The sequence below is a fragment of the Flagellimonas halotolerans genome (genome assembly GCF_035818535.1).
GTDB classification, from domain to species: Bacteria; Bacteroidota; Bacteroidia; order Flavobacteriales; family Flavobacteriaceae; genus Flagellimonas; species Flagellimonas halotolerans.
In genome coordinates, this window is the sequence record NZ_JAYKYV010000016.1 from 63,610 (window position 1) to 84,796 (window position 21,187).

24 protein-coding genes are annotated in these 21,187 nt (G+C 40.6%); 12 read left to right on the forward strand and 12 right to left on the reverse strand.

Annotated features, from left to right (window positions below; translation table 11 throughout):
* Nucleotides 1-71 precede the first annotated feature (71 nt).
* On the reverse strand, nucleotides 72-1,373 hold the full coding sequence (locus VM932_RS14810; RefSeq protein ID WP_326279742.1) for an alpha-L-fucosidase: 1,302 nt from the start codon (nucleotides 1,371-1,373) through the stop codon (nucleotides 72-74).
* Nucleotides 1,374-1,575: 202 nt separating this feature from the next.
* Here VM932_RS14810 and mtaB point away from each other — a divergent pair, with 202 nt between their 5' ends.
* Nucleotides 1,576-2,904, forward strand: a complete 1,329-nt coding sequence (mtaB, locus tag VM932_RS14815; protein WP_326279743.1) for a tRNA (N(6)-L-threonylcarbamoyladenosine(37)-C(2))-methylthiotransferase MtaB — start codon at nucleotides 1,576-1,578, stop codon at nucleotides 2,902-2,904.
* A 52-nt stretch (nucleotides 2,905-2,956) separates the two neighbouring features.
* Here the strand turns inward: mtaB and VM932_RS14820 are convergent, their stop codons facing one another.
* On the reverse strand, nucleotides 2,957-3,250 hold the full coding sequence (locus tag VM932_RS14820; RefSeq protein ID WP_326279745.1) for a GNAT family N-acetyltransferase: 294 nt from the start codon (nucleotides 3,248-3,250) through the stop codon (nucleotides 2,957-2,959).
* 164 nt (nucleotides 3,251-3,414) lie between these two features.
* Here VM932_RS14820 and VM932_RS14825 point away from each other — a divergent pair, with 164 nt between their 5' ends.
* Nucleotides 3,415-4,077 (forward strand): alpha/beta fold hydrolase, encoded by a 663-nt coding sequence (locus VM932_RS14825; protein ID WP_326279746.1) that lies wholly within the window; start codon nucleotides 3,415-3,417, stop codon nucleotides 4,075-4,077.
* A gap of 48 nt (nucleotides 4,078-4,125) precedes the next feature.
* Nucleotides 4,126-5,091 carry a lytic transglycosylase domain-containing protein gene (locus VM932_RS14830; protein ID WP_326279748.1) on the forward strand — a complete coding sequence of 322 codons (966 nt, stop codon included), beginning with the start codon at nucleotides 4,126-4,128 and terminating at the stop codon, nucleotides 5,089-5,091.
* Nucleotides 5,092-5,183: 92 nt separating this feature from the next.
* Here VM932_RS14830 and VM932_RS14835 read toward each other — a convergent pair whose 3' ends face one another.
* The 3 genes from VM932_RS14835 to VM932_RS14845 form a co-directional block, all read right to left on the reverse strand.
* Nucleotides 5,184-5,606, reverse strand: coding sequence for a type II toxin-antitoxin system VapC family toxin (locus VM932_RS14835; RefSeq protein ID WP_326279750.1), 423 nt, complete (start codon nucleotides 5,604-5,606; stop codon nucleotides 5,184-5,186).
* Nucleotides 5,607-5,855, reverse strand: coding sequence for a DUF6364 family protein (locus VM932_RS14840; protein WP_326279752.1), 249 nt, complete (start codon nucleotides 5,853-5,855; stop codon nucleotides 5,607-5,609).
* A gap of 267 nt (nucleotides 5,856-6,122) precedes the next feature.
* On the reverse strand, nucleotides 6,123-6,638 hold the full coding sequence (locus VM932_RS14845; protein WP_326279753.1) for a DUF2892 domain-containing protein: 516 nt from the start codon (nucleotides 6,636-6,638) through the stop codon (nucleotides 6,123-6,125).
* Nucleotides 6,639-6,807: 169 nt separating this feature from the next.
* On the opposite strand from VM932_RS14845, the gene rpmH reads away from it, so the two are divergent.
* Together rpmH and carB are read left to right on the forward strand one after the other, a co-directional pair.
* Complete coding sequence (gene rpmH / locus VM932_RS14850; protein WP_072882462.1) at nucleotides 6,808-6,966, forward strand: 50S ribosomal protein L34; 159 nt, start codon at nucleotides 6,808-6,810, stop codon at nucleotides 6,964-6,966.
* 95 nt (nucleotides 6,967-7,061) lie between these two features.
* Entirely contained in the window at nucleotides 7,062-9,914 is a 2,853-nt protein-coding gene (gene carB / locus VM932_RS14855; RefSeq protein ID WP_326279762.1) for a carbamoyl-phosphate synthase large subunit, read from the forward strand.
* 40 nt (nucleotides 9,915-9,954) lie between these two features.
* Here the strand turns inward: carB and VM932_RS14860 are convergent, their stop codons facing one another.
* The 3 genes from VM932_RS14860 to VM932_RS14870 all read right to left on the reverse strand — a co-directional run bounded on the left by VM932_RS14860 (nucleotide 9,955) and on the right by VM932_RS14870 (nucleotide 11,893).
* On the reverse strand, nucleotides 9,955-10,542 hold the full coding sequence (locus VM932_RS14860) for a hypothetical protein (protein WP_326279764.1): 588 nt from the start codon (nucleotides 10,540-10,542) through the stop codon (nucleotides 9,955-9,957).
* A gap of 259 nt (nucleotides 10,543-10,801) precedes the next feature.
* Nucleotides 10,802-11,242: a carboxymuconolactone decarboxylase family protein gene (locus VM932_RS14865; RefSeq protein WP_326279765.1), complete on the reverse strand. Its 441-nt coding sequence runs from the start codon at nucleotides 11,240-11,242 to the stop codon at nucleotides 10,802-10,804.
* A 63-nt stretch (nucleotides 11,243-11,305) separates the two neighbouring features.
* Entirely contained in the window at nucleotides 11,306-11,893 is a 588-nt protein-coding gene (locus VM932_RS14870; protein WP_326279767.1) for a Crp/Fnr family transcriptional regulator, read from the reverse strand.
* Between the two features lie 195 nt (nucleotides 11,894-12,088).
* Here VM932_RS14870 and VM932_RS14875 point away from each other — a divergent pair, with 195 nt between their 5' ends.
* Complete coding sequence (locus VM932_RS14875; RefSeq protein ID WP_014031397.1) at nucleotides 12,089-12,931, forward strand: 1,4-dihydroxy-2-naphthoyl-CoA synthase; 843 nt, start codon at nucleotides 12,089-12,091, stop codon at nucleotides 12,929-12,931.
* 147 nt (nucleotides 12,932-13,078) lie between these two features.
* Here VM932_RS14875 and VM932_RS14880 read toward each other — a convergent pair whose 3' ends face one another.
* On the reverse strand, nucleotides 13,079-14,578 hold the full coding sequence (locus tag VM932_RS14880; protein ID WP_326279770.1) for a S41 family peptidase: 1,500 nt from the start codon (nucleotides 14,576-14,578) through the stop codon (nucleotides 13,079-13,081).
* A 213-nt stretch (nucleotides 14,579-14,791) separates the two neighbouring features.
* Here VM932_RS14880 and VM932_RS14885 point away from each other — a divergent pair, with 213 nt between their 5' ends.
* From VM932_RS14885 to VM932_RS14905, 5 genes are all read left to right on the forward strand, one after another.
* Nucleotides 14,792-15,301, forward strand: coding sequence for an RNA polymerase sigma factor (locus tag VM932_RS14885; RefSeq protein WP_326279771.1), 510 nt, complete (start codon nucleotides 14,792-14,794; stop codon nucleotides 15,299-15,301).
* Entirely contained in the window at nucleotides 15,288-15,722 is a 435-nt protein-coding gene (locus VM932_RS14890) for a hypothetical protein (RefSeq protein ID WP_326279773.1), read from the forward strand. Before VM932_RS14885 ends, VM932_RS14890 begins: the two co-directional genes overlap by 14 nt.
* 11 nt (nucleotides 15,723-15,733) lie before the next feature.
* Complete coding sequence (locus VM932_RS14895) at nucleotides 15,734-16,273, forward strand: DUF4252 domain-containing protein (RefSeq protein WP_326279774.1); 540 nt, start codon at nucleotides 15,734-15,736, stop codon at nucleotides 16,271-16,273.
* 112 nt (nucleotides 16,274-16,385) lie between these two features.
* Nucleotides 16,386-16,925: a DUF4252 domain-containing protein gene (locus VM932_RS14900; RefSeq protein ID WP_326279776.1), complete on the forward strand. Its 540-nt coding sequence runs from the start codon at nucleotides 16,386-16,388 to the stop codon at nucleotides 16,923-16,925.
* Nucleotides 16,926-17,054: 129 nt separating this feature from the next.
* On the forward strand, nucleotides 17,055-17,870 hold the full coding sequence (locus VM932_RS14905) for a mechanosensitive ion channel family protein (RefSeq protein WP_326279778.1): 816 nt from the start codon (nucleotides 17,055-17,057) through the stop codon (nucleotides 17,868-17,870).
* 533 nt (nucleotides 17,871-18,403) lie between these two features.
* On the opposite strand, the gene purB is transcribed toward VM932_RS14905, so the two are convergent.
* Nucleotides 18,404-19,747, reverse strand: coding sequence for an adenylosuccinate lyase (purB, locus tag VM932_RS14910; protein ID WP_326279781.1), 1,344 nt, complete (start codon nucleotides 19,745-19,747; stop codon nucleotides 18,404-18,406).
* A 46-nt stretch (nucleotides 19,748-19,793) separates the two neighbouring features.
* Nucleotides 19,794-20,366, reverse strand: a complete 573-nt coding sequence (locus VM932_RS14915; RefSeq protein WP_326279783.1) for an adenylosuccinate lyase — start codon at nucleotides 20,364-20,366, stop codon at nucleotides 19,794-19,796.
* Between the two features lie 35 nt (nucleotides 20,367-20,401).
* Here VM932_RS14915 and VM932_RS14920 point away from each other — a divergent pair, with 35 nt between their 5' ends.
* A complete protein-coding gene (locus VM932_RS14920; protein WP_326279784.1) occupies nucleotides 20,402-20,854 on the forward strand; it encodes a heme-binding domain-containing protein in 453 nt (150 codons plus the stop codon).
* On the opposite strand, the gene VM932_RS14925 is transcribed toward VM932_RS14920, so the two are convergent.
* Nucleotides 20,838-21,107 (reverse strand): Sir2 family NAD-dependent protein deacetylase, encoded by a 270-nt coding sequence (locus VM932_RS14925; protein ID WP_326279788.1) that lies wholly within the window; start codon nucleotides 21,105-21,107, stop codon nucleotides 20,838-20,840. The two genes, VM932_RS14920 and VM932_RS14925, sit on opposite strands and share 17 nt — an antisense overlap.
* Between the last annotated feature and the right edge of the window lie 80 nt (nucleotides 21,108-21,187).

Here is a 21,187-nt window from a genome sequence, read left to right on the forward strand (position 1 = left end):
AAAGGTTCAAGGTAGCGAATTTTGATGGTTTTGTCGGTTATATTGTCCGTTTTGGTAAGGCAAACACGGGTTTACTTTATGTTTACTTCAACTATAAAATCAGCTTGGTCAAAATCCCGATTATCCGGAAGCTGTAACAGCGTGCCGTAGGCTGTGGTTTTATAGTCTAATTTTTTCTTCGACTGGAAATCAATAATGCTCTTAATATCGCCAGTAATGGTTGGGAAAAAGAAATTGTCGGTTTTCCAGTCCATAATATGAATATAGATTTTATCATCTTTTTGGGTTGATACGCCCCAACTTTGCGGTGGTATGGGCCCTCCCCGGGTTCCGTAAATGGAGGAGCCGTACTTTTCGGTCCAATCGCCAATTGTTTTTAGGGTTTTAATAAATTCGGGTTGAATTTTACCGTTGGGCATTGGGCCAACGTTTAACAGAAAGTTGGAGTTGTAGCCAGCAGCTCTCACCAAATATTGAATCAATTCCTTGGAAGATTTATAGGCTTTGTCCTGTAATGAAAACCCCCATCGCTGTGCCATGGTCTCCGCAGTTTCGAGAGGTAAGTTACCCACTTCGGAATCTCCGCTGAACCCACCTTTGTTTTCTCCGGGGAGGTCTTTTTCGAACATCTGGAAATCTTCACCATTGTTGGGAGCTTGGTGGTGGTTGCTTCCGATCATGGCCTGTGGCTGCAGTTTATGGATTAAATTGTAAGTTTTCTGAAGCTGCCAATCGGCATCTTTTTTGTCCCACCAACCATCAAACCAAATCCCGCCGATGTCACCATAATTAGTCAGCAATTCGGTGAGCTGTCCGTTCATGTAATCAAGATAGTTTTCCCAGTTACCGCTATCAGGTCTACCTGTTTTTTTTCCAGTATCGCCCCTTGGGTAATAATCGTTATGATGCCAATCCAGTTGCGAATAATAGAGGAACAGTTTTAAACCATGCTTTTTGCAGGCTTCGGCCATTTGTTTTATAATATCCTTTTTGTAGACTGTCCTATCCATAATGTCCCAGTCCGTAAGCTTGCTATTGAACATGCCAAAGCCGTCGTGGTGTTTGGTGGTTATGGTAATGTATTTCATGCCAGTCGATTTGGCCAAGAGCACCCATTCTTCCGCATTAAACTCGGTAGGGTTGAAAAACGCAGGTATTTTTTCGTAGGTCTTTTTATCAATGGACTGTGTTTCCATGACCCATTCGTGCACGCCCAATACAGAATATACGCCCCAATGTATAAACATCCCGAATTTCGCATCTTGAAACCATTTCCTGTTTTCGAGGTTTTCAGCAGTAGATTGATATTCCTGTGCAAGGGATGGGGTGGTATAGACAAGGGTAATTAAGGCTAGGATGATGATTTTTTTCATTTAGGTGCTCTTTATGGTTGGTATGGGCAAACAAGTTAATTAAAAGATGTGGGAAATTTGATGGGAAAATGTAATTGATTGATTTGGTAGGCAGTAGGTAGTAGGCGATTAACCCTAAACCATAAACTCTGCACCATAGGGCCATTTGCGATAACTCCCAACAAATCACTATCTTTGCGCCCCTAAAACGCATGGCAGGTATATGAACAAAAAAGTTGCATTTTACACGCTGGGCTGCAAGCTCAATTTCTCCGAAACTTCAACAATTGCTAGAGGTTTTGAAAAGGAGGAGTTTGAGCGTGTGGACTTTTCGGAGGAGGCTGATGTGTATGTGATCAACACCTGTTCGGTAACCGAGAATGCCGATAAGCGTTTTAAAACCATTGTAAAGCAGGCGCAAAAAGCCAATCCTGATGCTTTTGTGGCGGCTGTAGGTTGTTATGCGCAGCTAAAACCAGAAGAATTGGCTGCTGTGGACGGTGTGGACTTGGTGTTGGGCGCTACGGAGAAGTTCAAAATCACCGATTACCTAAACGATCTTACCAAAAACGATAGGGGGGAGGTGCATTCCTGCGAGATAGAAGATGCCGATTTTTATGTGGGCAGTTATGCCATTGGTGACCGTACCCGTGCTTTTTTAAAGGTTCAAGATGGTTGCGACTATAAATGTACCTATTGTACCATTCCCTTGGCACGTGGAATTTCGCGTAGCGATACCTTGGGCAATGTGCTGCACAACGCCAAGGAAATTGCCTCCCAAGATATTAAAGAGATTGTTTTAACGGGAGTGAACATCGGTGACTACGGAAAAGGTGAGTTTGGCAATAAAAAGCACGAGCATACCTTTTTGGACTTGGTGAAGGCCTTGGATACTATTGATGGCATCCATCGTTTACGAATATCTTCCATTGAGCCTAATTTACTCAAGAACGAGACTATAGATTTTGTGGCACAGAGCAATTCTTTTGTGCCTCATTTTCATGTGCCGTTGCAGAGCGGTAGTGATGCTATTTTAAAGAAGATGCGGCGTCGCTACCTATCCAATTTGTATGTGGATAGGGTAGAGCGCATCAAAAAAACGATGCCTCACGCCTGTATCGGGGTGGATGTGATCGTAGGTTTTCCAGGAGAGACTGACGAGCATTTCTTGGAGACCTATCATTTTTTGAATGAACTGGATGTTTCCTATTTACATGTGTTCACCTATTCAGAAAGAGATAATACCGTGGCCGCTGAAATGGACGAAGTGGTTCCAAAAAAAGTACGTAGCAAGCGAAGCAAGATGCTCCGAGGACTATCCGCCAAAAAGCGTAGGGCTTTTTATGAGAGTCAATTAGGGACTGTACGTACTGTTTTGTTCGAGGGGGAGAATAAAAAAGGCTACATTCATGGGTTTACCGAAAATTATGTAAAGGTAAAGGCACCATGGGATCCTACGTTTGTGAATACCTTGCACCAAATAAAGCTCACCGATATTGATGATGACGGTCTGGTGCGATTCGAATTTGTGTCCACCGAAATCATGGCATAAAAAAACCTCCCGATTTAGGAGGTTTAAATGCTTTAACTGATGGTTGGCTCGATCAGATGCGAATACCAACTGGTAACATTTCCTTGTATTGCCTATTTTTTCTTAAAAAACCTGCAATTTGAGGGCTTGTGGGTACAACTCTAAGGTTGTTTTCCTGAATTTCGTTTAAAACGGCTTTGATAAAATCCTCTTTAAACCCCTCTTCTGTAATTTCTTCTGGAATAACCAGTTTGGTCAAAAATACTTTGCGCTCTTGTGAAGAGTACTCAATTTTGGCTAAATGCCCATTGACCTTAGTTTCAAATTGACGCAAGAAACTATTGTCAGTGATTTCCAATGTTGTCATATAGTACTTGTTTTTTTAATGACTCTCTAGAAGTACCCAAATGGGTAGTTCTGTGTTCCCCTAATTAAAAAAATGTATTCATTTGACGGGGTTAGCTGCAAAAGGGATACAAAATTAGTCAAAATATTGCTAATTTCCTAGTCCTTGCCGATATTTGGTGCTATATGTCCGATAATAAAATCCCTGTTTACCTAATACCTGGAATGGCTGCCAATACATCTATTTTTGAAGGAATAAAACTTCCGGAAGACCAATTTACCGTTCATACTCTGGATTGGTTTCTACCCGATAGGGGAATCAGTCTTACCGATTATGCCAAAAAGATGTGCGATAAGATTGAGGAGCCCAACCCTGTTTTGTTGGGAGTTTCCTTTGGAGGTATATTGGTGCAGGAGATGGCCAAAATTATCCCGACCCGAAAAGTAATCGTGGTATCTTCCGTAAAGAGCAAGCACGAACTCCCTAAAAGAATGATTTTTGCCAAGTACACCAAAGTGCACAAATTGCTGCCCACGGGCTTGGTAAACAATTTGGAACTATTGGCTAAATACGCCTTTGGCGAAACGGTGACCAAGCGTTTGCATTTGTATGAAAAGTATTTATCCATCCGTGATAAATATTATATTGATTGGTCTATAGATCAGATCGTAAATTGGAATCAAGAACTCCCCGTAGATAGTGTTGAGCACATTCAAGGGGAACGTGACGCTATTTTTCCAATAGCCAATATCAAAAATTGCATTACGGTTAAAAATGGTACCCACACCATGATCATTCATCGTGCCAAGTGGTTCAATGAGCACCTTCCCACAATTATTTTGAAATAATTTCGTCTATATAATAGTATCTTTACGGTATTCTTAAAATTAATTGCTATGAAATACATCAAAAACATACTCGCTATTATAGGATTGATTGCAGTTGGAAGCACCTTGATTTTTGCTGTGCAGTCAAGTGAAACGCAAAAACCAGCCATAAAGGGGCCAGAAACGGCCAATACGGACAAGAATGTGGCGGATACCTACCAGATTAGTGCCATTGAAATTCCTGAAGACCTCAATTTTGCAGGCGAACCGGTTCCACAAGAAGACCCAGAAATTATGGAACGTGTTGATCGTGAATTTTTGGTGAACACCTATTGGCAATCCAATGCCCTTTTATTAATGAAAAGGGCCAATAAATACTTTCCTATTATTGAACCCATTTTAAAAAAGAATGGTATTCCGGATGATTTTAAATATTTGGCCGTAGCCGAGAGTGGTTTGCAAAATGTGGTGTCGCCTGCCGGAGCTACTGGTTTTTGGCAGATAATGAGAGGAACCGGAAGGGAGTATGGTCTTGAAGTAAACGATAACGTAGATGAACGTTACCATGTGGAAAAAGCGACGCAAGTGGCGTGTGATTACCTAAATAAGTGGAAAGAAAGATTTGGAACCTGGACCTTGACCGCTGCCGCATACAACGCTGGCCCTGCCGGCATTCAAAAATATATGGACATTCAGCAAGTGGACGATTATTACGATTTGCTTTTGGGGCAGGAAACAGGGCGCTATGTGTTCCGTATTTTGGCCATAAAGGAAATATTATCTAATCGCGACAAGTACGGTTTTCAGTTGGACGAGGAGGATATGTATGAAAAGGCCCCGACTTTTACGGTTGAAGTAGATACCGCGGTAAGCAACTGGGCGGATTTTGCGGAGCTTTACGAAATCAACTACAAGGTGCTGAAGCGCCATAACCCTTGGTTGCGCGAACCGCATTTGAACAATGCTTCTGGTAAAAAGTATACCATCGAAATTCCTAATAAAGGGTACTATCGTGTGGGTAGTATGGGGAAGTAGGGATTGGAACGAACGCTTATAGATTACGGCATTTGTTGGTATAGGTCTTCGGTTGTTTTTAGCAGCACAGTTGCCATTTCGAATAGGTGATGTTATGTTGATTTTATGCTCTGCAAATATTCATCCGCAGTCATAACTGGCAATAAAGACTTTTTAAAGTCTTTTCCATTTCTAGTAATAATAATGTCGCAATCTGAATCCACAGCACTAAAATATTGTAGCGCATCTTCGAAATCTTTAAAATCGGAATTCAGCCCTTTTTCAATGATGTGTTCATCTAGTTCGCAGATTGTACATAAGATTTTAAATTTCCTTAATTTCCCCCTAGCAATTTGTATAGATTCAAATTTTGATAGAAAGTAGTTTAAAGTTGCAAACGATATGGGTGAGACAACTAAAGTTAGCACGTCTTTATCGGCCAGTGTGGCAATTTTAGCTATGGAATCATAATAAGGGTATCTTTCTCCAAGTAAATCAAGAATTACTTTCGTATCGAGAAACAATCTTTTTCTCATCTATTTGTATTTCTCCAATAATTGGTCGGAATACGCTGTTTTGGAATCTAAGTCAGCAGGGATTTTGACTCCAGTAGATAAACTTTTAACGAATGGAGAAATTTCTACATCTGAATCTTTCTTGTCAGATGTCAAAGATTGCAAATAAGCTTCCACAATTCTGGACAAGCTCATTTTTTTATCTGCAGCATATTCTTTTGCTCGTTCAATTATTTCTTGATTAAGCTTTAAAGTTAGTTTTGTGTCCATAAACCGAACTTATTATACGTACAAATTTAATTAAAATATACGTATAACTTTTATTTGACCTGAATTTTTACACTCAATGTAATAGAATGTAATTCATTTTTTAATGAATTTATCAATTAATAAAAGAAACACCGTGATAGTTGACGGTAATTCGGCACAAGTATTAAAGTCATTAAAAGCCGATAAAATTGACGAAGGCAAAATCTGGTTTGACAAATTTTCAACCCAAATTAAGAAAAGAGATAATGAGGAAACTTAGGAAGAACCCTAAATCTTCTTCATCTGCTGCTGCATCATCTTGATCTGGTCGGTAAGCATATTGTTCTTGTCCAACTTTTTGGCCTCTTTCAACAATTGGGTAGCTTCGCGCTTTCTGCGCTTTTGCATGGCAATGCCCGCCAAGCTCAATTTGACCATGGCCACATCGTAGTCCATGGTGAGACCAAATTTCAAGGCCTTTTTAAAGTACTTTTCGGCCTGCGTCAGGTTTTTTTGAGAGTAGATAATACCGTGCAGGTAGTTGTAGTACCCTTGCTGCTTTTTAATCAAAGCAGACTCGGGGTTCTTTATCTTATCAAGCCACCGTTGCACACCGTCCAAATCCTGCTTTCTCATTTTAAGAAAGGCCAATAGGATAAACTCATTTCTAAAATAAAGAGAGATGAAAACGAAGGATAGCAAGATCAATGCAATTCCGTTGCCAATGTTGCCTTCCACAAACTGGTAAACTGCATAAGCAATGATAAGAACGGCAATAACGAGCTTGATATTTTTGTTGAACATATTGTCTTGTGGTTTTTACCTTTAGTTAAGCGCTCGCAAAAGTACTAAAAACTTAATTAAATATTTTAAGTTTGGACTTGCCAAAGTAAAAAGTCTTCGTATATTTGCGCCCAGAATTTTTTAGGGAAAACAAATTTCCCGACATCAAAATCCATAAAACAGTTCGGAAATGAAAAGAACGTATCAACCATCCAAAAGGAAGAGAAGAAACAAGCATGGTTTTAGGGAGCGCATGGCGACTGCCAATGGTAGAAAAGTTCTTGCGAGAAGAAGAGCCAAGGGAAGAAAGAGATTAACTGTTTCCTCTGAGCCAAGACATAAAAAATAATGATAGTATTTATTATTTAAATTAAAGGTGTTACTTTTCTAGGTAACACCTTTTTTTTGACATATAAACAAATAACCGAGAAACCCCTGTAGAAAATGCCCAAAAGAAAAGATTTAAATTCCATTTTGATTATTGGTTCTGGCCCAATCATTATCGGTCAGGCATGCGAGTTCGATTATTCAGGTTCCCAAGCACTTAGATCGCTTAGGGAAGACGGTATCGAAACCATTTTGATAAACAGCAACCCCGCCACCATTATGACGGACCCAACTATGGCGGACCACGTTTATCTAAAACCATTGACAACGAAGTCGATCATTGAAATACTCAAAAAACATCCAAATATTGATGCGGTATTGCCAACTATGGGCGGACAAACCGCATTGAACCTTTGTATCGAGGCCGATGACAAAGGTATCTGGGAAGATTTTGGAGTAAAAATCATAGGGGTGGACATCGACGCCATCAACATTACCGAAGACCGTGAAAAGTTTAGGGAGTTGATGCTCAAAATTGGTATAGGTATGCCACCACAGGCTTCCGCAACATCGTTTCTAAAAGGAAAGGAAATTGCCCAAGAATTCGGGTTTCCATTAGTGATTCGGGCTTCCTTTACACTTGGAGGGGCAGGAGCAGCTATAGTGCACGATCCCGCAGAGTTTGACGATATGTTGAGCTATGGTCTGGAAGTTTCTCCCATTCACGAAGTAATGATCGATAAAGCCTTGATGGGCTGGAAAGAATATGAATTGGAGCTGCTACGCGACAAGAACGACAATGTAGTAATCATTTGTACCATTGAAAATATGGATCCCATGGGCATCCATACAGGGGATTCCATTACCGTGGCTCCTGCGATGACCTTGTCCGACAGGACGTTCCAGCGCATGCGGGATATGGCCATCCACATGATGCGCAGTATAGGGGACTTCGCAGGTGGATGTAACGTGCAGTTTGCCGTGAGTCCAGATGAGAAAGAAGATATTATTGCAATCGAGATCAACCCAAGGGTTTCCAGATCTTCAGCTTTGGCATCCAAGGCTACAGGATATCCGATTGCGAAAATCGCTGCTAAATTGGCCATTGGCTACACTTTGGATGAGTTAGACAACCAGATTACCAAGTCCACATCGGCATTGTTTGAGCCTACATTGGACTACGTCATCGTAAAAATACCACGTTGGAACTTTGACAAGTTCGAAGGTTCCGACAGAACCCTTGGCCTTCAAATGAAGTCCGTAGGAGAAGTAATGGGTATTGGACGATCGTTCCAAGAAGCCTTGCACAAAGCTACACAGTCCCTGGAGATCAAACGAAACGGATTGGGTGCAGATGGAAAAGGGTACAAGGATTACGAAACCATTATTGAAAAATTAAGAGTACCAAGTTGGGACAGGGTATTCGTAATCTACGATGCCATTCAACTTGGTATCCCATTAAAACGCATCCACGAAATCACCAAGATAGATATGTGGTTCCTAAAACAATACGAGGAATTACACTTCTTGGAGATGGAAATATCAAAATACACCATAGAGAGCTTGCCAAAAGCATTGTTGTTGGAAGCGAAGCAAAAAGGTTTTGCGGATAGACAAATTGCCCACATGTTGGATTGTTGGGAAAGTGAAGTGCACAGTAAGCGTATGGATTTGAACATCAATCGAGTGTACAAATTGGTAGATACTTGCGCCGCTGAGTTTAAAGCGGTAACGCCTTACTACTATTCTACTTTTGAAGAAGAAATAGAGACACCCGATGGCGAGCGCTACGTGGCTAACGATAGTGTGGTTACCAACAAGAAGAAAGTAGTGGTTCTCGGCTCCGGTCCAAACCGAATTGGTCAAGGAATCGAGTTCGATTACTGCTGTGTTCACGGTGTTTTGGCTGCCGCTGAGTGTGGTTATGAGACCATTATGATCAACTGTAACCCAGAAACCGTTTCCACCGATTTTGATACCGCGGACAAGCTTTACTTTGAGCCTGTTTTCTGGGAACATATCTACGACATTATCCTTCATGAAAAACCAGAAGGTGTAATTGTACAGTTGGGAGGACAAACCGCTTTGAAGCTTGCCGAAAAACTGGACAAATACGGAATCAACATCATCGGAACAAGCTTCCAGTCCTTGGATTTGGCCGAGGATAGGGGAAGTTTCTCCACATTATTGAAGGATAACAACATTCCTTACCCAAGATTCGGTGTGGCAGAAACCGCTGATGAAGCCTTGGATTTGGCCGAGGAACTTAAGTTCCCGTTGTTGGTAAGACCATCCTACGTGTTAGGTGGACAAGGAATGAAAATCGTTATCAACAAAGAGGAATTGGAGGCCCACGTGGTGGATTTGTTGCGAAAAATACCCAACAACAAGTTGCTTTTGGACCACTATTTGGATGGTGCCATTGAAGCTGAAGCAGATGCGATTTGCGATGGTGAAGATGTATACATTATCGGGATAATGGAGCATATAGAGCCCTGTGGAATTCACTCGGGAGACTCCAATGCCACATTGCCACCGTTCAATCTTGGTGAATTTGTAATGCAACAAATTAAAGATCATACCAAAAAGATTGCTTTAGCACTCAACACGGTAGGATTGATCAATATTCAGTTTGCTGTCAAGGACGATATCGTTTATATCATAGAGGCCAACCCAAGAGCCTCTCGAACGGTTCCCTTTATTGCGAAAGCATATAAGGAACCATATGTAAACTACGCCACCAAAGTGATGTTGGGCGATAAAAAGGTTAAGGATTTTGACTTTAAGCCGCATTTGGATGGCTATGCGATAAAACAACCTGTATTCTCTTTCAATAAGTTCCCTAATGTGAATAAAAACTTGGGACCTGAAATGAAGAGTACCGGGGAGAGCATTTTATTTATTGATAGCTTAAAAGATGATGAGTTCTATAACTTGTACTCCAGGCGAAAAATGTATTTGAGCAAGTAATAAGTAGAACCAACATTCAATAAACCTTTAAGACGGTTTCCTAATCGATCAATTCAAAAGATTCGGCAATCGTTTTAAAGGTTTTTTTATGTTCCATTTTTTTGTCTTTTAGGGTCCAGGCCATAATCATATAAACCCTGTCATTCCCCTCAACAAAGGTCAAAAAATAAGAGATTTCACTGGAGACACCATTAATATTGGCATCAATTTCTATAAATTCAGCACTCAAACCGTTTATTTTGAAAGGTCGGGGTTTGGATCTACTATTGATTTCAGTGGTTCGAGAGAGTATTTTTAACCGGGCATCCCTATAATTCTGTATTGTGGAAAGTTGCTCATCGTACTGCCCTAAATCCCTATATACTTCTTCAAATCTTGATTTTGGCTCATCAATTACCAGAAGATATGCCTCTTGGAGTAGGCTTTGATACTGAAGGGATGCTTCTTCATTCAATCCAGTGGTGCCCTTCATGAAACGGGGAACCTTTATTTGATACTCATTATTGATGGCAACGGTATTAAAATCTTCGATTATAGGCTCGGAATCATTTTTTTCTGCTCTAAAGTTTTTACATGATAAGCATGAAAGTATCAGCAAAACAAATAATAAAGTATGCCTGGTCCTCATATCAAAGTTTTGATGTATTGTGGGACACTAATATAGGATTTAATCCCATTAAATGGGGCTAATTTTCCGATGCTCTGTATCGAAATGGGTTAAGGTTTGTTCGTTTAAACACCTCGCGGGCTTACCTCAAAGGTAGTTATTATTTCACGTTTTGTCCCCACCTAACCTCCCCAAAGGGGAGGAACTATTCTCTTCTCAGTTGGAGGGGTTGGGGGAGGACTCTTTAGTATCCTTTAGCGAAGGTAGTTTGATGACTTTTTTAATCTTGTAAAGGTTTGTGGGTGCTTATTGCAATACGGTTCCAAGCGTTTATGGTAACAATGGCCATAATAATCTGCGAAAAATAATGTTCATCGAATAGCTTTACGGCTTTTTCGTATGTTTCTCGGCTTAGCCCATTTTTGTGTACCATGGTAACTTCTTCCGTAGTTTTTAAGATCACCCTTTCTTCCTCGGAGAAAAGGTCCGTGTCCCACCAAGCATCCAATAAAAGTAATCTTTTTGGGTTTTCGCCCAGTGTCAGGGCATCTTTGGTGTGCATATTTATACAGAACGCACAGCCGTTGATCTGTGAGGCCCTAATTTTTATCAACTCGTAGTGAATTTTGTCCAACTGGCTTTGTAGCAAGTAATTTTCAAGCCCAAGCATAGCTTTGAAGGCCAATGGTTCCGCTGCATCAATTTGAATTCTTGTTTCCATGATTGTTTTTTATAATGTTGATGCTAAGGTATTCAGAGAAACAAACAGAAAACTTAAACGGGTTTAAGAACGCTTTTTTGCCCGTATTTCGCTTACATATTCTGGAGTCAACCCCAAAAAAGAAGCAATTAAATATTGGGGCACACGTTGTGCAAATTCCGGGAAATGCTCTGTAAAGTGGAGGTAGATTTCCTCTTTTGATAATCCAAACATATACTTCACCTTATTTAGAGAGGCCCCGTATGCAATTTGATAGATTGTTCTAAAATAACGTTCAAGTATTGGAAATTCATGGAGCAATTGTTCTTGTTTCTCATAACTGATGGATAGAATCCGGGTATTCTCTACGGCTTGTAAATTAAAATCGGTGTTGGATTTGTTCTGAAAGGCCAAGAAGTCTGATAGCCACCAATTTTCCAACGCAAACTGAACGGTACATTCCACACCTTTTTCATTGATAAAGTACATGTGCATACAGCCGTTGAGCACAAGGTGGATATGGGTGCACGGCCCCCCGGCATGCATCAGTATTTCCTTTTTGTCCAAACAACGTTCATCAAAATACGACAAAATCTTGCCAAACGCTTTTTCCGAAACGGGTACATATTGGTTCAGGTGATCAAAAAATGAATTGTGGCTTATTTTTTTCATGAACAACGCCTTTGGAAAGGTAAAGTTACATAAGTAAAATTACTGTTATGTTATGGTTTGCCCCTAAGTAAAGAGGATGTGCAGAAAGCAACAATTTTTTGATTATATCAGGTTTTGCCCTATAACAAGTTCTGGAGGCACTTCTCAATGACAATAACGTAGAATTTCCGTTATTTGTGGTATAAAAAGTTTATTATGGAATCACCCAATTGGCAGACCGCCATGGAATTCGAGGATATCACCTATAAAAAATGTAATGGCGTGGCACGTATCGCATTTAACCGTCCGGATATACGCAATGCGTTCCGCCCAAAAACCACAAGCGAACTTTACAAGGCATTTTACGATGCCCAGGAGGATACATCTATTGGGGTCGTGCTACTTTCTGGTGAAGGACCTTCATCCAAGGATGGTAAATGGGCATTCTGCAGTGGCGGGGACCAAAAAGCACGCGGTCATAAAGGCTACGTTGGCGATGATGGATATCACCGTTTAAATATTCTAGAGGTACAACGTTTGATTCGTTTTATGCCCAAAGTGGTAATTGCCGTAGTGCCCGGATGGGCCGTTGGAGGGGGGCATAGCCTGCATGTGGTGTGCGATATGACACTGGCCAGTAAAGAGCATGCCATTTTTAAACAAACCGATGCTGATGTTACCAGTTTTGATGGAGGCTATGGTTCGGCCTATCTTGCTAAAATGGTGGGGCAAAAAAAAGCGCGGGAAATTTTCTTTTTGGGAAGAAACTATTCTGCTCAAGAAGCCTATGAAATGGGTATGGTGAATGCTGTAATTCCGCATAAGGAATTGGAGGACACTGCCTACCAATGGGCTCAGGAAGTCTTGGCCAAGTCACCGACCTCCATAAAAATGCTAAAATTTGCCATGAACCTCACCGACGACGGTATGGTGGGACAGCAAGTGTTTGCAGGAGAGGCCACTCGTTTGGCTTACATGACCGATGAGGCCAAGGAGGGCCGCAATGCGTTTTTGGAAAAGCGCAAGCCCGATTTTGGCAAGGATAAGTGGATCCCATAGGTTAATATGTAATCAAGGATAAACAGTTTACAGTCAATTATTTGTCATACCAAAAACTGCTTGCCCTAAACTTATTTCAGGGTAAGGGCTATGGGTTCCGTGTTAAGCTACCATTAACGGTTTAGATGTTTTTTTAAACAGGTTTTTTTATTCCAACTCCAAATTTGTGGGAAGAGGTTTGTCCAAAAACATATTATCCTTTAATGGAGTATGTAATCTTGAAGATGTAAAAGATTCTGCGGGCATTTCCACCGTAAAGTCGATTTTTGCAGCTCCACCAGAAATTTCTTGGAGTGCACGTGCCAAAAGTGGCTCGTTTACGTCTCCCAAAACTCCAAGGTTGGTTAAATCTTCACTGAGTTCAATGTCGGGGCTTAAGCCGCTGGTGTAATCATAAAAACCATCCGCATTCTCATTTCTACCGACCAAAGGTTGTAATCCCCAAGAATTTTGTGAGTTTATATTCCCTTCACGATCGCTATTATAGATAAAATTGTTTTCGCTATCATCAACCAAAGTAATGGAGAATTCATTTTTGCCACGTGTTGTTTCACCAATATGGATTACATCGATATATGGGTCCAGTCCGTTCATCACCAATTCACTTGCCGAAGCAGAATCACCTGTGGCAATCACAAATATTCTGCTCAAATTTAAAGAGTTAATGGCACTCGCTCCCGTAGAATTTGCGAAGTAGTCAGTCAGAAATTCATCGGAAAACTCGGCTTGTATCTTGGAGTTCCAACGCTGTTTTATGTACACATCACTAGTTTTGGTGCCATAGATCATACTGGCCAAAAGGCGCGATGTGTTAACTGAGCCACCTGGGTTATAACGCATGTCTAAAACCAGTTCAGTGGCTCCATTGGCCTTAAATTTTGCAAAGGCATCATTTAAATCTTCGTTAAAACTGCTTAAAAAGCGGTTGTACATTAAATAGGCGACCTTAGTACCGTTTACATCTAATGTTTTAGCAACCAAAATGGGGTTTTCAATCTGATTCTCTATTTTGGTAAGCGAAACTTCTTTGTCACTGTCAGAAATGGTGTTATCGGCCACAGTTGCCATTCCGAGCGTGTAAGTACTATTATCACCAAAAAGTAGGTTGATATAGTTGTTTGCGGTTAGTTGAACTCCATCGACTCTCGTAAAAAATTCGCCTCTTTGTATGTCCTTGGCAGAAGCATCCGAATCTGGCCAAATATATTGTACAAATCCAAAAACGTTATCGGTATCGCCAATAAGTCCCAATCCAAACTCTAAACCATTGCTTTGGGATATACCCGAGAGACTGCTTACCAGCTCGGTATAATCTTCGTTGGCAAAACTAAATCGGTCTATGGCAGTTTCTTCACCGTAAATTTCTTCGTGTCTGTTACAAATGCTATAATAAAAATTTTCAGGATCAGAATTACTCTCCAAAAAAGCAGTGTATTCGGCGTTGGTGGAGAACCTATTATCAGCAAGGTCAGGAACATCAGCTTGCCAAAAATACCAAAGGTTCATGGCCTTCCACATAAAATCTTGGGCAGCCACATCTGCACTTGGGTCTGGATCGGGAGTAGGTCCGTTTTTGATTCCATCATCATCACTGCAGGACAAAAATGCAAAAGACAATCCCAAAAACAGGAAGAAATACTTTTTCATAACTTAATTTTTAATGAATTTACTCAAACTTTATTCCAAATTTATCAAGGGTGTAGGTTGAATTGAGTAAAAATACATGAACAATCATGCAAATTTGCCTTGCAAAATACCTTTATATAAGGAGAGTACAAATTTTTTGTAACAAATTTCGATATGTATCGTCGTGATAGTGTAGGTCGATAAGAAAGACACAAAAACAACTAAGACAACCAAATGAAACAAACAGAATTCTTAAATGTGGTTTTACCTTTTCAGGATAAACTGTACAGGCTCGCAAAGCGCCTGTTGGTCTCCAGAGAGGAAGCGGAAGACGCCACTCAAGAAATTTTGTTGAAGCTATGGTCAAAGAACGAGTCAATGTCAAAGTATAAAAATGTAGAGGCCTTTGCCATGACCATGACCAAAAACTTTTGTTTGGACCGGTTAAAGTCCAAGCAAGCAGGAAACCTAAAATTGGTTCATAGCAACTATAGTGACCAAAATACCTCCTTACAAAAACAAATGGAGGCCGAGGACAGCGTAAGTTGGATGGAACGGATTATGGAAGACCTGCCAGAACAACAAAAAATGATATTGCAGCTACGGGATGTGGAGCAATACGAGTTCGATGAGATATGCGAGCTCTTGGACATGAAACCCACAGCAGTGCGCGTAGCACTGTCGAGGGCGAGAAAAACAGTAAGGGAAGAATTAATAAAAAAACATAACTATGGAATTGGGTAACATAGAGAAAATATTGGAGAAGTATTTCGAGGCCACTGCTACAGTGGACGAAGAAAGAGCACTCAGGGAGTATTTTTCACAAGAAGAGGTAGCGCCTCATTTAGAACAGTACAGACCCATGTTCAACTACTTTTCCACGGCCAAGGAAGAAAAGTACACCAAGCAGGTACCATTAAAACCTAGAGTAAACTATTACAAGTGGCTATCCGTTGCAGCGGCAGTAGTTCTTGCCTTTGGCATTTATTTTGGTAATCAGTACCAAGAAACTAAGCGTTTGGAACAAGAAAAGGCAGAATATGCCTACGAAGAAACCAAAAAAGCTTTTGAGCTCTTAGCGGAAAATTTTAGTCGTGGAACAGAAAAGGTGGCCTATCTAAAAGAGTTCGAAGAAGCAAAAGAGAAGATTTACAACAACAATTAAAAAACGAAAAGATGAGAAAGTATATTTTAATCACAGTAATGGCAGTATTGCCTTTGGCCGGATTTTCACAATCCCTTTTTGATAAATTTGAAGATTTGGACGATGTAACATCCGTAGTGGTGAACAAAAGCATGTTCAACCTATTGGCAAAGATTGATGTAGAGGTAGATGATCCCGAAGCTCAGGACTTTATGGATATTGCCAGTAGCTTACAAAGCTTAAAGGTCTTCACTACCGAGGATAAGAAAATCGGTGAGGACATGAAGTCGTCCGTGGACAGCTACCTAAAATTCTCCAAAATGGAAGAGTTGATGCGGGTAAAGGACAAAGATGCCAATGTCAAGTTCTACATTAAAGAGGGCAAGGATGCGGATCATGTGAGCGAACTGCTCATGTTCGTGACAGGTATGAATAACGTTGAGGCCGATGGCAGAAAATTCGAGACTGTAATTTTATCACTTACCGGTGATATTGATTTGAACAAAATTGGTTCATTGACAAAAAAAATGAACTTACCGGAAGAACTCAACGAGGCAAGTAAAAAGAATTAATTAAGACATCGGTTGGCAATAATCGGTTAGATACTGTAACAAAATGCAACAAGCTCCAACTAATTATTGTCAACTGATTATCAGTTTATAAAATCAATCAAAAAAAGAACAGATGAAACATATTATTAAAACCATGTTGGTGGCCGGGGCAGTGCTTCTGGCTTCGTGTGCTTCGCAGCAAAGCCTGCAAGAGTATTATGTGGACAATTCGGAGAACCCAAACTTTTTGTCCATAGATGTTCCCGCAAGCATCTTAAAGCTGAACGAGGAAGATTTGAACCCAACCCAAAAAGAAGCTATTGAATCACTTCGTAAATTCAATTTGTTGGCCTTTAAAAAGAATGCCGATAATGAAGTGGAGTATGAGGTTGAAAAGAAAAAAGTACGCGAAATCTTAAAGGGAGACCAGTTTGTGGAGCTCATGAAAATCAATTCAAAATATGGCAAGGGAGTCATTAAATATTTAGGAGATGAGGACGCCATTGATGAAGTAATTATTTATGGGGATAGTGAAGATAAAGGCTTTGCCTTAGTAAGGGTACTTGGTAAGGATATGAACCCCGCGCATATCATTCAATTAATGCAAGCCATACAAAAATCCGATTACAAAGGAGAAGGTCTTGGTGAAATTGGAGATTTTCTAAAAGGCTAAGGCCAATCATCATAAATTTCTAAGGAGGGTGGCGTTTGTCACCCTTTTTCTTTTTAGGAAAATCAAAAACGTGACCTAGTTTAGTATCTTAGTGTCTCATAATAAGAACACTAACAAAACTCTAGCATAATGGAAAAAGCACAAGAATGGTTTGACTATGGTATTGAACTGGCCAAAGAATTTGGCCCAAAACTGATTACAGCACTTGTTATATACATTATTGGTATGTGGGTGGTGAAAAAGATAATAAAGGGTACACGTAAGGTGATGTCCAAAAGCAAGTATGATCAATCTCTTCAGACATTTCTCTTGAATCTCTTTTCGTGGGCATTAAAAATATTCCTGATCATTATAGTTATTTCCCGTTTGGGAGTGGATGTCACTACCTTTGCAGCCTTGATTGCCGCTGCAGGTCTTGCTGTTGGGCTGGCGTTGCAGGGTTCGCTTTCCAACTTTGCAGGAGGTGTGTTGATTATGATATTTAAACCTTATAAAATTGATGACTTAATCGAAGCACAAGGGGTTTTGGGAAAAGTAAAAGGAATCGAAATCTTTACTACAAAATTGGTGACCCCACAGAACAGACTGGCCATTGTTCCCAATGGTGCCATGGCCAACGGGAACATCATAAACTATACCGCAGAGGGTAAAATGCGTGTCGATACCGTAATAGGAGTGGGTTACGGTGAGGACATCAAAAAAACCAAAGATGTATTATTGGAGGTGTTGACATCTAATCCAAAGGTGTTAAAAGACCCCGCGCCTTCGGTAAATGTGTTGGAGTTGGCGGACAGCTCCGTGAATTTTGCGGTAAGACCTTTTTGTGAGCCAGATGATTATTGGGACGTGTATTTTGCGACCCATGAAAATTGTAAGTTAGCCTTGGACAAGGCTGGAATTGAAATTCCATACCCACATCAAGTGGAAATCCATAAAGAGGGATAAACCGATAGCTGGATTCTTGGGTTTTCAGGTCAATGGCAAAGTGTTAAAGGTTTTGACACGGATTTCACGAATGGCCACAGATGTTTTTGCTCTTGAACTTGTGAATTGCACTTGTTCTTGTGAAAGGAGTTTCTTCAGTTGTTCCTCTCCTTCAGAAGACACTTTCCCCTGGTTTTTGTAAGCTGGGTGGTGAGCGTAATGGAAGGAGATGCGTGTCACATCGAGCGCAGTCGAGATGTCTTAAGTTCTCGCGTTTAGTTTACCTTTAGCAATGGTCGAAGGAAAAGCTGTATGGGTCGATGATTGGACTCCTGCTTTCGCAGGAATGACAATAGAGACCTACCTTGGGGAGAAAATGCATGATTTGGCACTTAGCTTTACGTCACTTCGAACCGACCAGCGGGAGTGTGAGAAATCTAATTTATTAAGTGGACTTCTCAATCGAGACTGTGTCCTACATGTTAAAATGACCTAGCGGATGAGATTCCTGCTTGTTTATCCCGTTGAAGAACGGGACGCAGGAATAACAAAAATCACACCCCGGTATAATTCGCCGGTGTTATATGCTTTAACTCAGCTTTAATAGCATCGGAGACATTCAATGTTTCAATAAAATCGGCAATGGATTTTTGATTGATTTTCTCATTGGTACGCGTTAAACCTTTTAATGCTTCGTATGGATTGGGATAACCTTCCCTTCTCAAAATAGTCTGGATGGCTTCTGCAACAACAGCCCAATTGTCTTCCAGATCTTTTTCAAACTTGGCTTGGTTCAGTACCAATTTGTTCAATCCTTTTAAAGTGGATTGAAACCCAACCAAGGTGTGTGCAAACGGCACCCCAACATTACGTAGTACGGTACTGTCCGTAAGGTCGCGCTGTAATCTGGAAATCGGCAATTTGGCGGATAAATGCTCAAAAATAGCATTGGCCAACCCCAGGTTTCCTTCAGAATTTTCAAAATCGATAGGGTTTACCTTGTGTGGCATGGCCGATGAACCCACTTCCCCTTTTTTGATTTTTTGTTTGAAGTAGTCCATGGAAATATAGGTCCATATATCTCGATCCAAATCAATCAAAATAGTGTTGATGCGTTTAAGACAATCGAACAAAGCGGCCATGTGATCGTAATGCTCAATTTGAGTAGTGGGGAAAGAGTGGTGCAAACCTAATTTTTCTTGTACAAATTGTTTTCCGAAGGCTCTCCAATCAATTTTTGGATAAGCTACTTTGTGGGCATTGTAGTTCCCAGTGGCTCCACCAAATTTAGCGGCACTGGGGATATCGTTCAATAAATTGAACTGCTCTTTAAAACGTACGACAAAAACGTCGATTTCCTTGCCCAAACGGGTAGGGGAGGCCGGTTGTCCGTGTGTTCTTGCCAACATGGGGATGTTTTCCCATGCTTTGGCAAGCTCCTTCAATTTCTCCAAAACCTCTAAATAAGAAGGAACGTATACATCGTTTATAGCTTCTTTGATGGACAGAGGTATCGCAGTATTGTTGATATCTTGAGAAGTCAATCCAAAGTGGATAAACTCCTTGTATTTTTGAAGGTTTAATGCATCAAACTTTTGCTTGATGAAGTACTCCACGGCTTTTACATCGTGGTTGGTGGTCTTTTCAATATCTTTGATCGCCTGTGCATCTTCCGCAGAAAACTCTTGATAAATTTTTTGTAATTCGGGGAACAGCTTTTTGTTGAAATCGGCCAGTTGTGGCAATGGAACCTCACAAAGGGCAATAAAGTATTCAATCTCAACTTGAACACGGTATTTGATCAAGGCCTCTTCCGAAAAATAATCTTTAAGGGCCTTGGTTTTGTTTCTGTATCTACCGTCAATCGGCGAAATGGCATTTAGTTGTGTCAGCGACATGGTCAAGAAAATTTTGAAAGCATCAAAGATACTTAAACGCTGTGTTTTAGACACCCAATTTGGCCAACTTATCCAGAGTTTTTTTTGCTCGGTTTTTGTAGCCCGCGGTTCCTGTGGCGTAAGTGTCCTCCAACACTTGTTTGAGTTCGGGGCGTACCCAATCAAATTTTGAACCTAAGTAATACAGACTGGTCATGGAAAATACCTTGGGTGCCATGTTCATTGGACCGATGAGCCACTCAAAACAGGATGTCATTATTTTTTCCAATTGGTCGTCGGTAATACTTTGGACAAAAACGGGGTCTTTTTTCTTAAAGTAGGCTTCGCAAATCATTTCACAAACGTGTGCAATGGGTCTTATACAAGATTCGGTTTTTAATTTTGACAAACCGTTCACAAAATCTTCAAAAAAGGGGAGGATCAAGGAGGGGTCTTTTCGCATTAAATGATCAAAAGTCCAACTCGCATTGAAACTTCCTGCTTTGTCTTCCAACAACACCTGTTTAAAAAGTGCCTTGGCCAGTCGGGGTTCTTTCTTCAATTGCTGAACCAAAACATCTATTTCAAGTTTCGATATTCTACCTGAACAAAGTCTGATATGGAGTTCCTCTTCGGTCACAAAAAATCAATATATTTACTAAAATCCTGTAGGTGATGAAAATAGTGAAAAAAATAGCAATTGTTCTTTTGGTTGTATTGGTAGGAATGCAATTTTACCGACCTGAAAAAAATGTAGCTGAAGGCGATTATGTGGCTGCCTTTGAAACAGAGACCCAACCTCCAACAGCAGTAAAACAAATTTTAAAGACGGCCTGTTATGATTGCCATAGCGCCAATACCAAATATCCTTGGTACAATAACATTGCCCCGGTTTCCTATTGGTTGGCAGACCATATTGAAGAGGGCAAGGAACATCTTGATTTTTCCGATTGGGCCAACTACGATGCTGAAAAAAAGAATCACAAACTGGAAGAACTCATCGAAGAGGTGGAAGAGGGAAAAATGCCCTTAAAGGAATACACATGGACCCACGCTGATGCGAAATTGTCCGAGGAGCAAATAAATGTATTGGTAGCCTGGGCAAAAGAAACTAGGGCCAACTATTAAAAAACTGTTCCACCAATTCGGGAATTCCCTCTGCTGCTGTTTTGGAGATTATGGTAAGGTTTTCGAAATCCGATGAACGAATATTGGGCTTTGGATCTACAAAGTAAATCGGGGTTTTATTTGGCGCGTAGTGGATTAAACTTGCAGCGGGATAGACTTGCATAGAGGTTCCCACAATAATAAGTATTTGGGCCTGTTGGGTGATTTGCGCGGCAGTTTCAAGCATTGGTACCATTTCGCCAAACCAGACAATATGGGCACGTTCAGAAGTAGTGTAATTATTTGATTATCAGATAATTAATTCGTATATTTAGGTATAACAAAACCCCGAAA

What these genes read in the sequence shown, in the direction of transcription:
- VM932_RS14885 (WP_326279771.1), top strand. Translation starts at nt 14,792, where the DNA reads ATGAAACAAACAGAATTCTTAAATGTGGTTTTACCTTTTCAGGATAAA.
- VM932_RS14825 (WP_326279746.1), top strand. Translation starts at nt 3,415, where the DNA reads ATGTCCGATAATAAAATCCCTGTTTACCTAATACCTGGAATGGCTGCC.
- rpmH (WP_072882462.1), top strand. Translation starts at nt 6,808, where the DNA reads ATGAAAAGAACGTATCAACCATCCAAAAGGAAGAGAAGAAACAAGCAT.
- VM932_RS14900 (WP_326279776.1), top strand. Translation starts at nt 16,386, where the DNA reads ATGAAACATATTATTAAAACCATGTTGGTGGCCGGGGCAGTGCTTCTG.
- VM932_RS14890 (WP_326279773.1), top strand. Translation starts at nt 15,288, where the DNA reads ATGGAATTGGGTAACATAGAGAAAATATTGGAGAAGTATTTCGAGGCC.
- VM932_RS14865 (WP_326279765.1), bottom strand. Translation starts at nt 11,242, where the DNA reads ATGGAAACAAGAATTCAAATTGATGCAGCGGAACCATTGGCCTTCAAA.
- VM932_RS14905 (WP_326279778.1), top strand. Translation starts at nt 17,055, where the DNA reads ATGGAAAAAGCACAAGAATGGTTTGACTATGGTATTGAACTGGCCAAA.
- VM932_RS14840 (WP_326279752.1), bottom strand. Translation starts at nt 5,855, where the DNA reads ATGGACACAAAACTAACTTTAAAGCTTAATCAAGAAATAATTGAACGA.
- VM932_RS14810 (WP_326279742.1), bottom strand. Translation starts at nt 1,373, where the DNA reads ATGAAAAAAATCATCATCCTAGCCTTAATTACCCTTGTCTATACCACC.
- VM932_RS14860 (WP_326279764.1), bottom strand. Translation starts at nt 10,542, where the DNA reads ATGAGGACCAGGCATACTTTATTATTTGTTTTGCTGATACTTTCATGC.
- VM932_RS14920 (WP_326279784.1), top strand. Translation starts at nt 20,402, where the DNA reads ATGAAAATAGTGAAAAAAATAGCAATTGTTCTTTTGGTTGTATTGGTA.
- VM932_RS14880 (WP_326279770.1), bottom strand. Translation starts at nt 14,578, where the DNA reads ATGAAAAAGTATTTCTTCCTGTTTTTGGGATTGTCTTTTGCATTTTTG.
- VM932_RS14895 (WP_326279774.1), top strand. Translation starts at nt 15,734, where the DNA reads ATGAGAAAGTATATTTTAATCACAGTAATGGCAGTATTGCCTTTGGCC.
- carB (WP_326279762.1), top strand. Translation starts at nt 7,062, where the DNA reads ATGCCCAAAAGAAAAGATTTAAATTCCATTTTGATTATTGGTTCTGGC.
- VM932_RS14875 (WP_014031397.1), top strand. Translation starts at nt 12,089, where the DNA reads ATGGAATCACCCAATTGGCAGACCGCCATGGAATTCGAGGATATCACC.
- VM932_RS14830 (WP_326279748.1), top strand. Translation starts at nt 4,126, where the DNA reads ATGAAATACATCAAAAACATACTCGCTATTATAGGATTGATTGCAGTT.
- VM932_RS14835 (WP_326279750.1), bottom strand. Translation starts at nt 5,606, where the DNA reads ATGAGAAAAAGATTGTTTCTCGATACGAAAGTAATTCTTGATTTACTT.
- VM932_RS14820 (WP_326279745.1), bottom strand. Translation starts at nt 3,250, where the DNA reads ATGACAACATTGGAAATCACTGACAATAGTTTCTTGCGTCAATTTGAA.
- mtaB (WP_326279743.1), top strand. Translation starts at nt 1,576, where the DNA reads ATGAACAAAAAAGTTGCATTTTACACGCTGGGCTGCAAGCTCAATTTC.
- purB (WP_326279781.1), bottom strand. Translation starts at nt 19,747, where the DNA reads ATGTCGCTGACACAACTAAATGCCATTTCGCCGATTGACGGTAGATAC.
- VM932_RS14870 (WP_326279767.1), bottom strand. Translation starts at nt 11,893, where the DNA reads ATGAAAAAAATAAGCCACAATTCATTTTTTGATCACCTGAACCAATAT.
- VM932_RS14845 (WP_326279753.1), bottom strand. Translation starts at nt 6,638, where the DNA reads ATGTTCAACAAAAATATCAAGCTCGTTATTGCCGTTCTTATCATTGCT.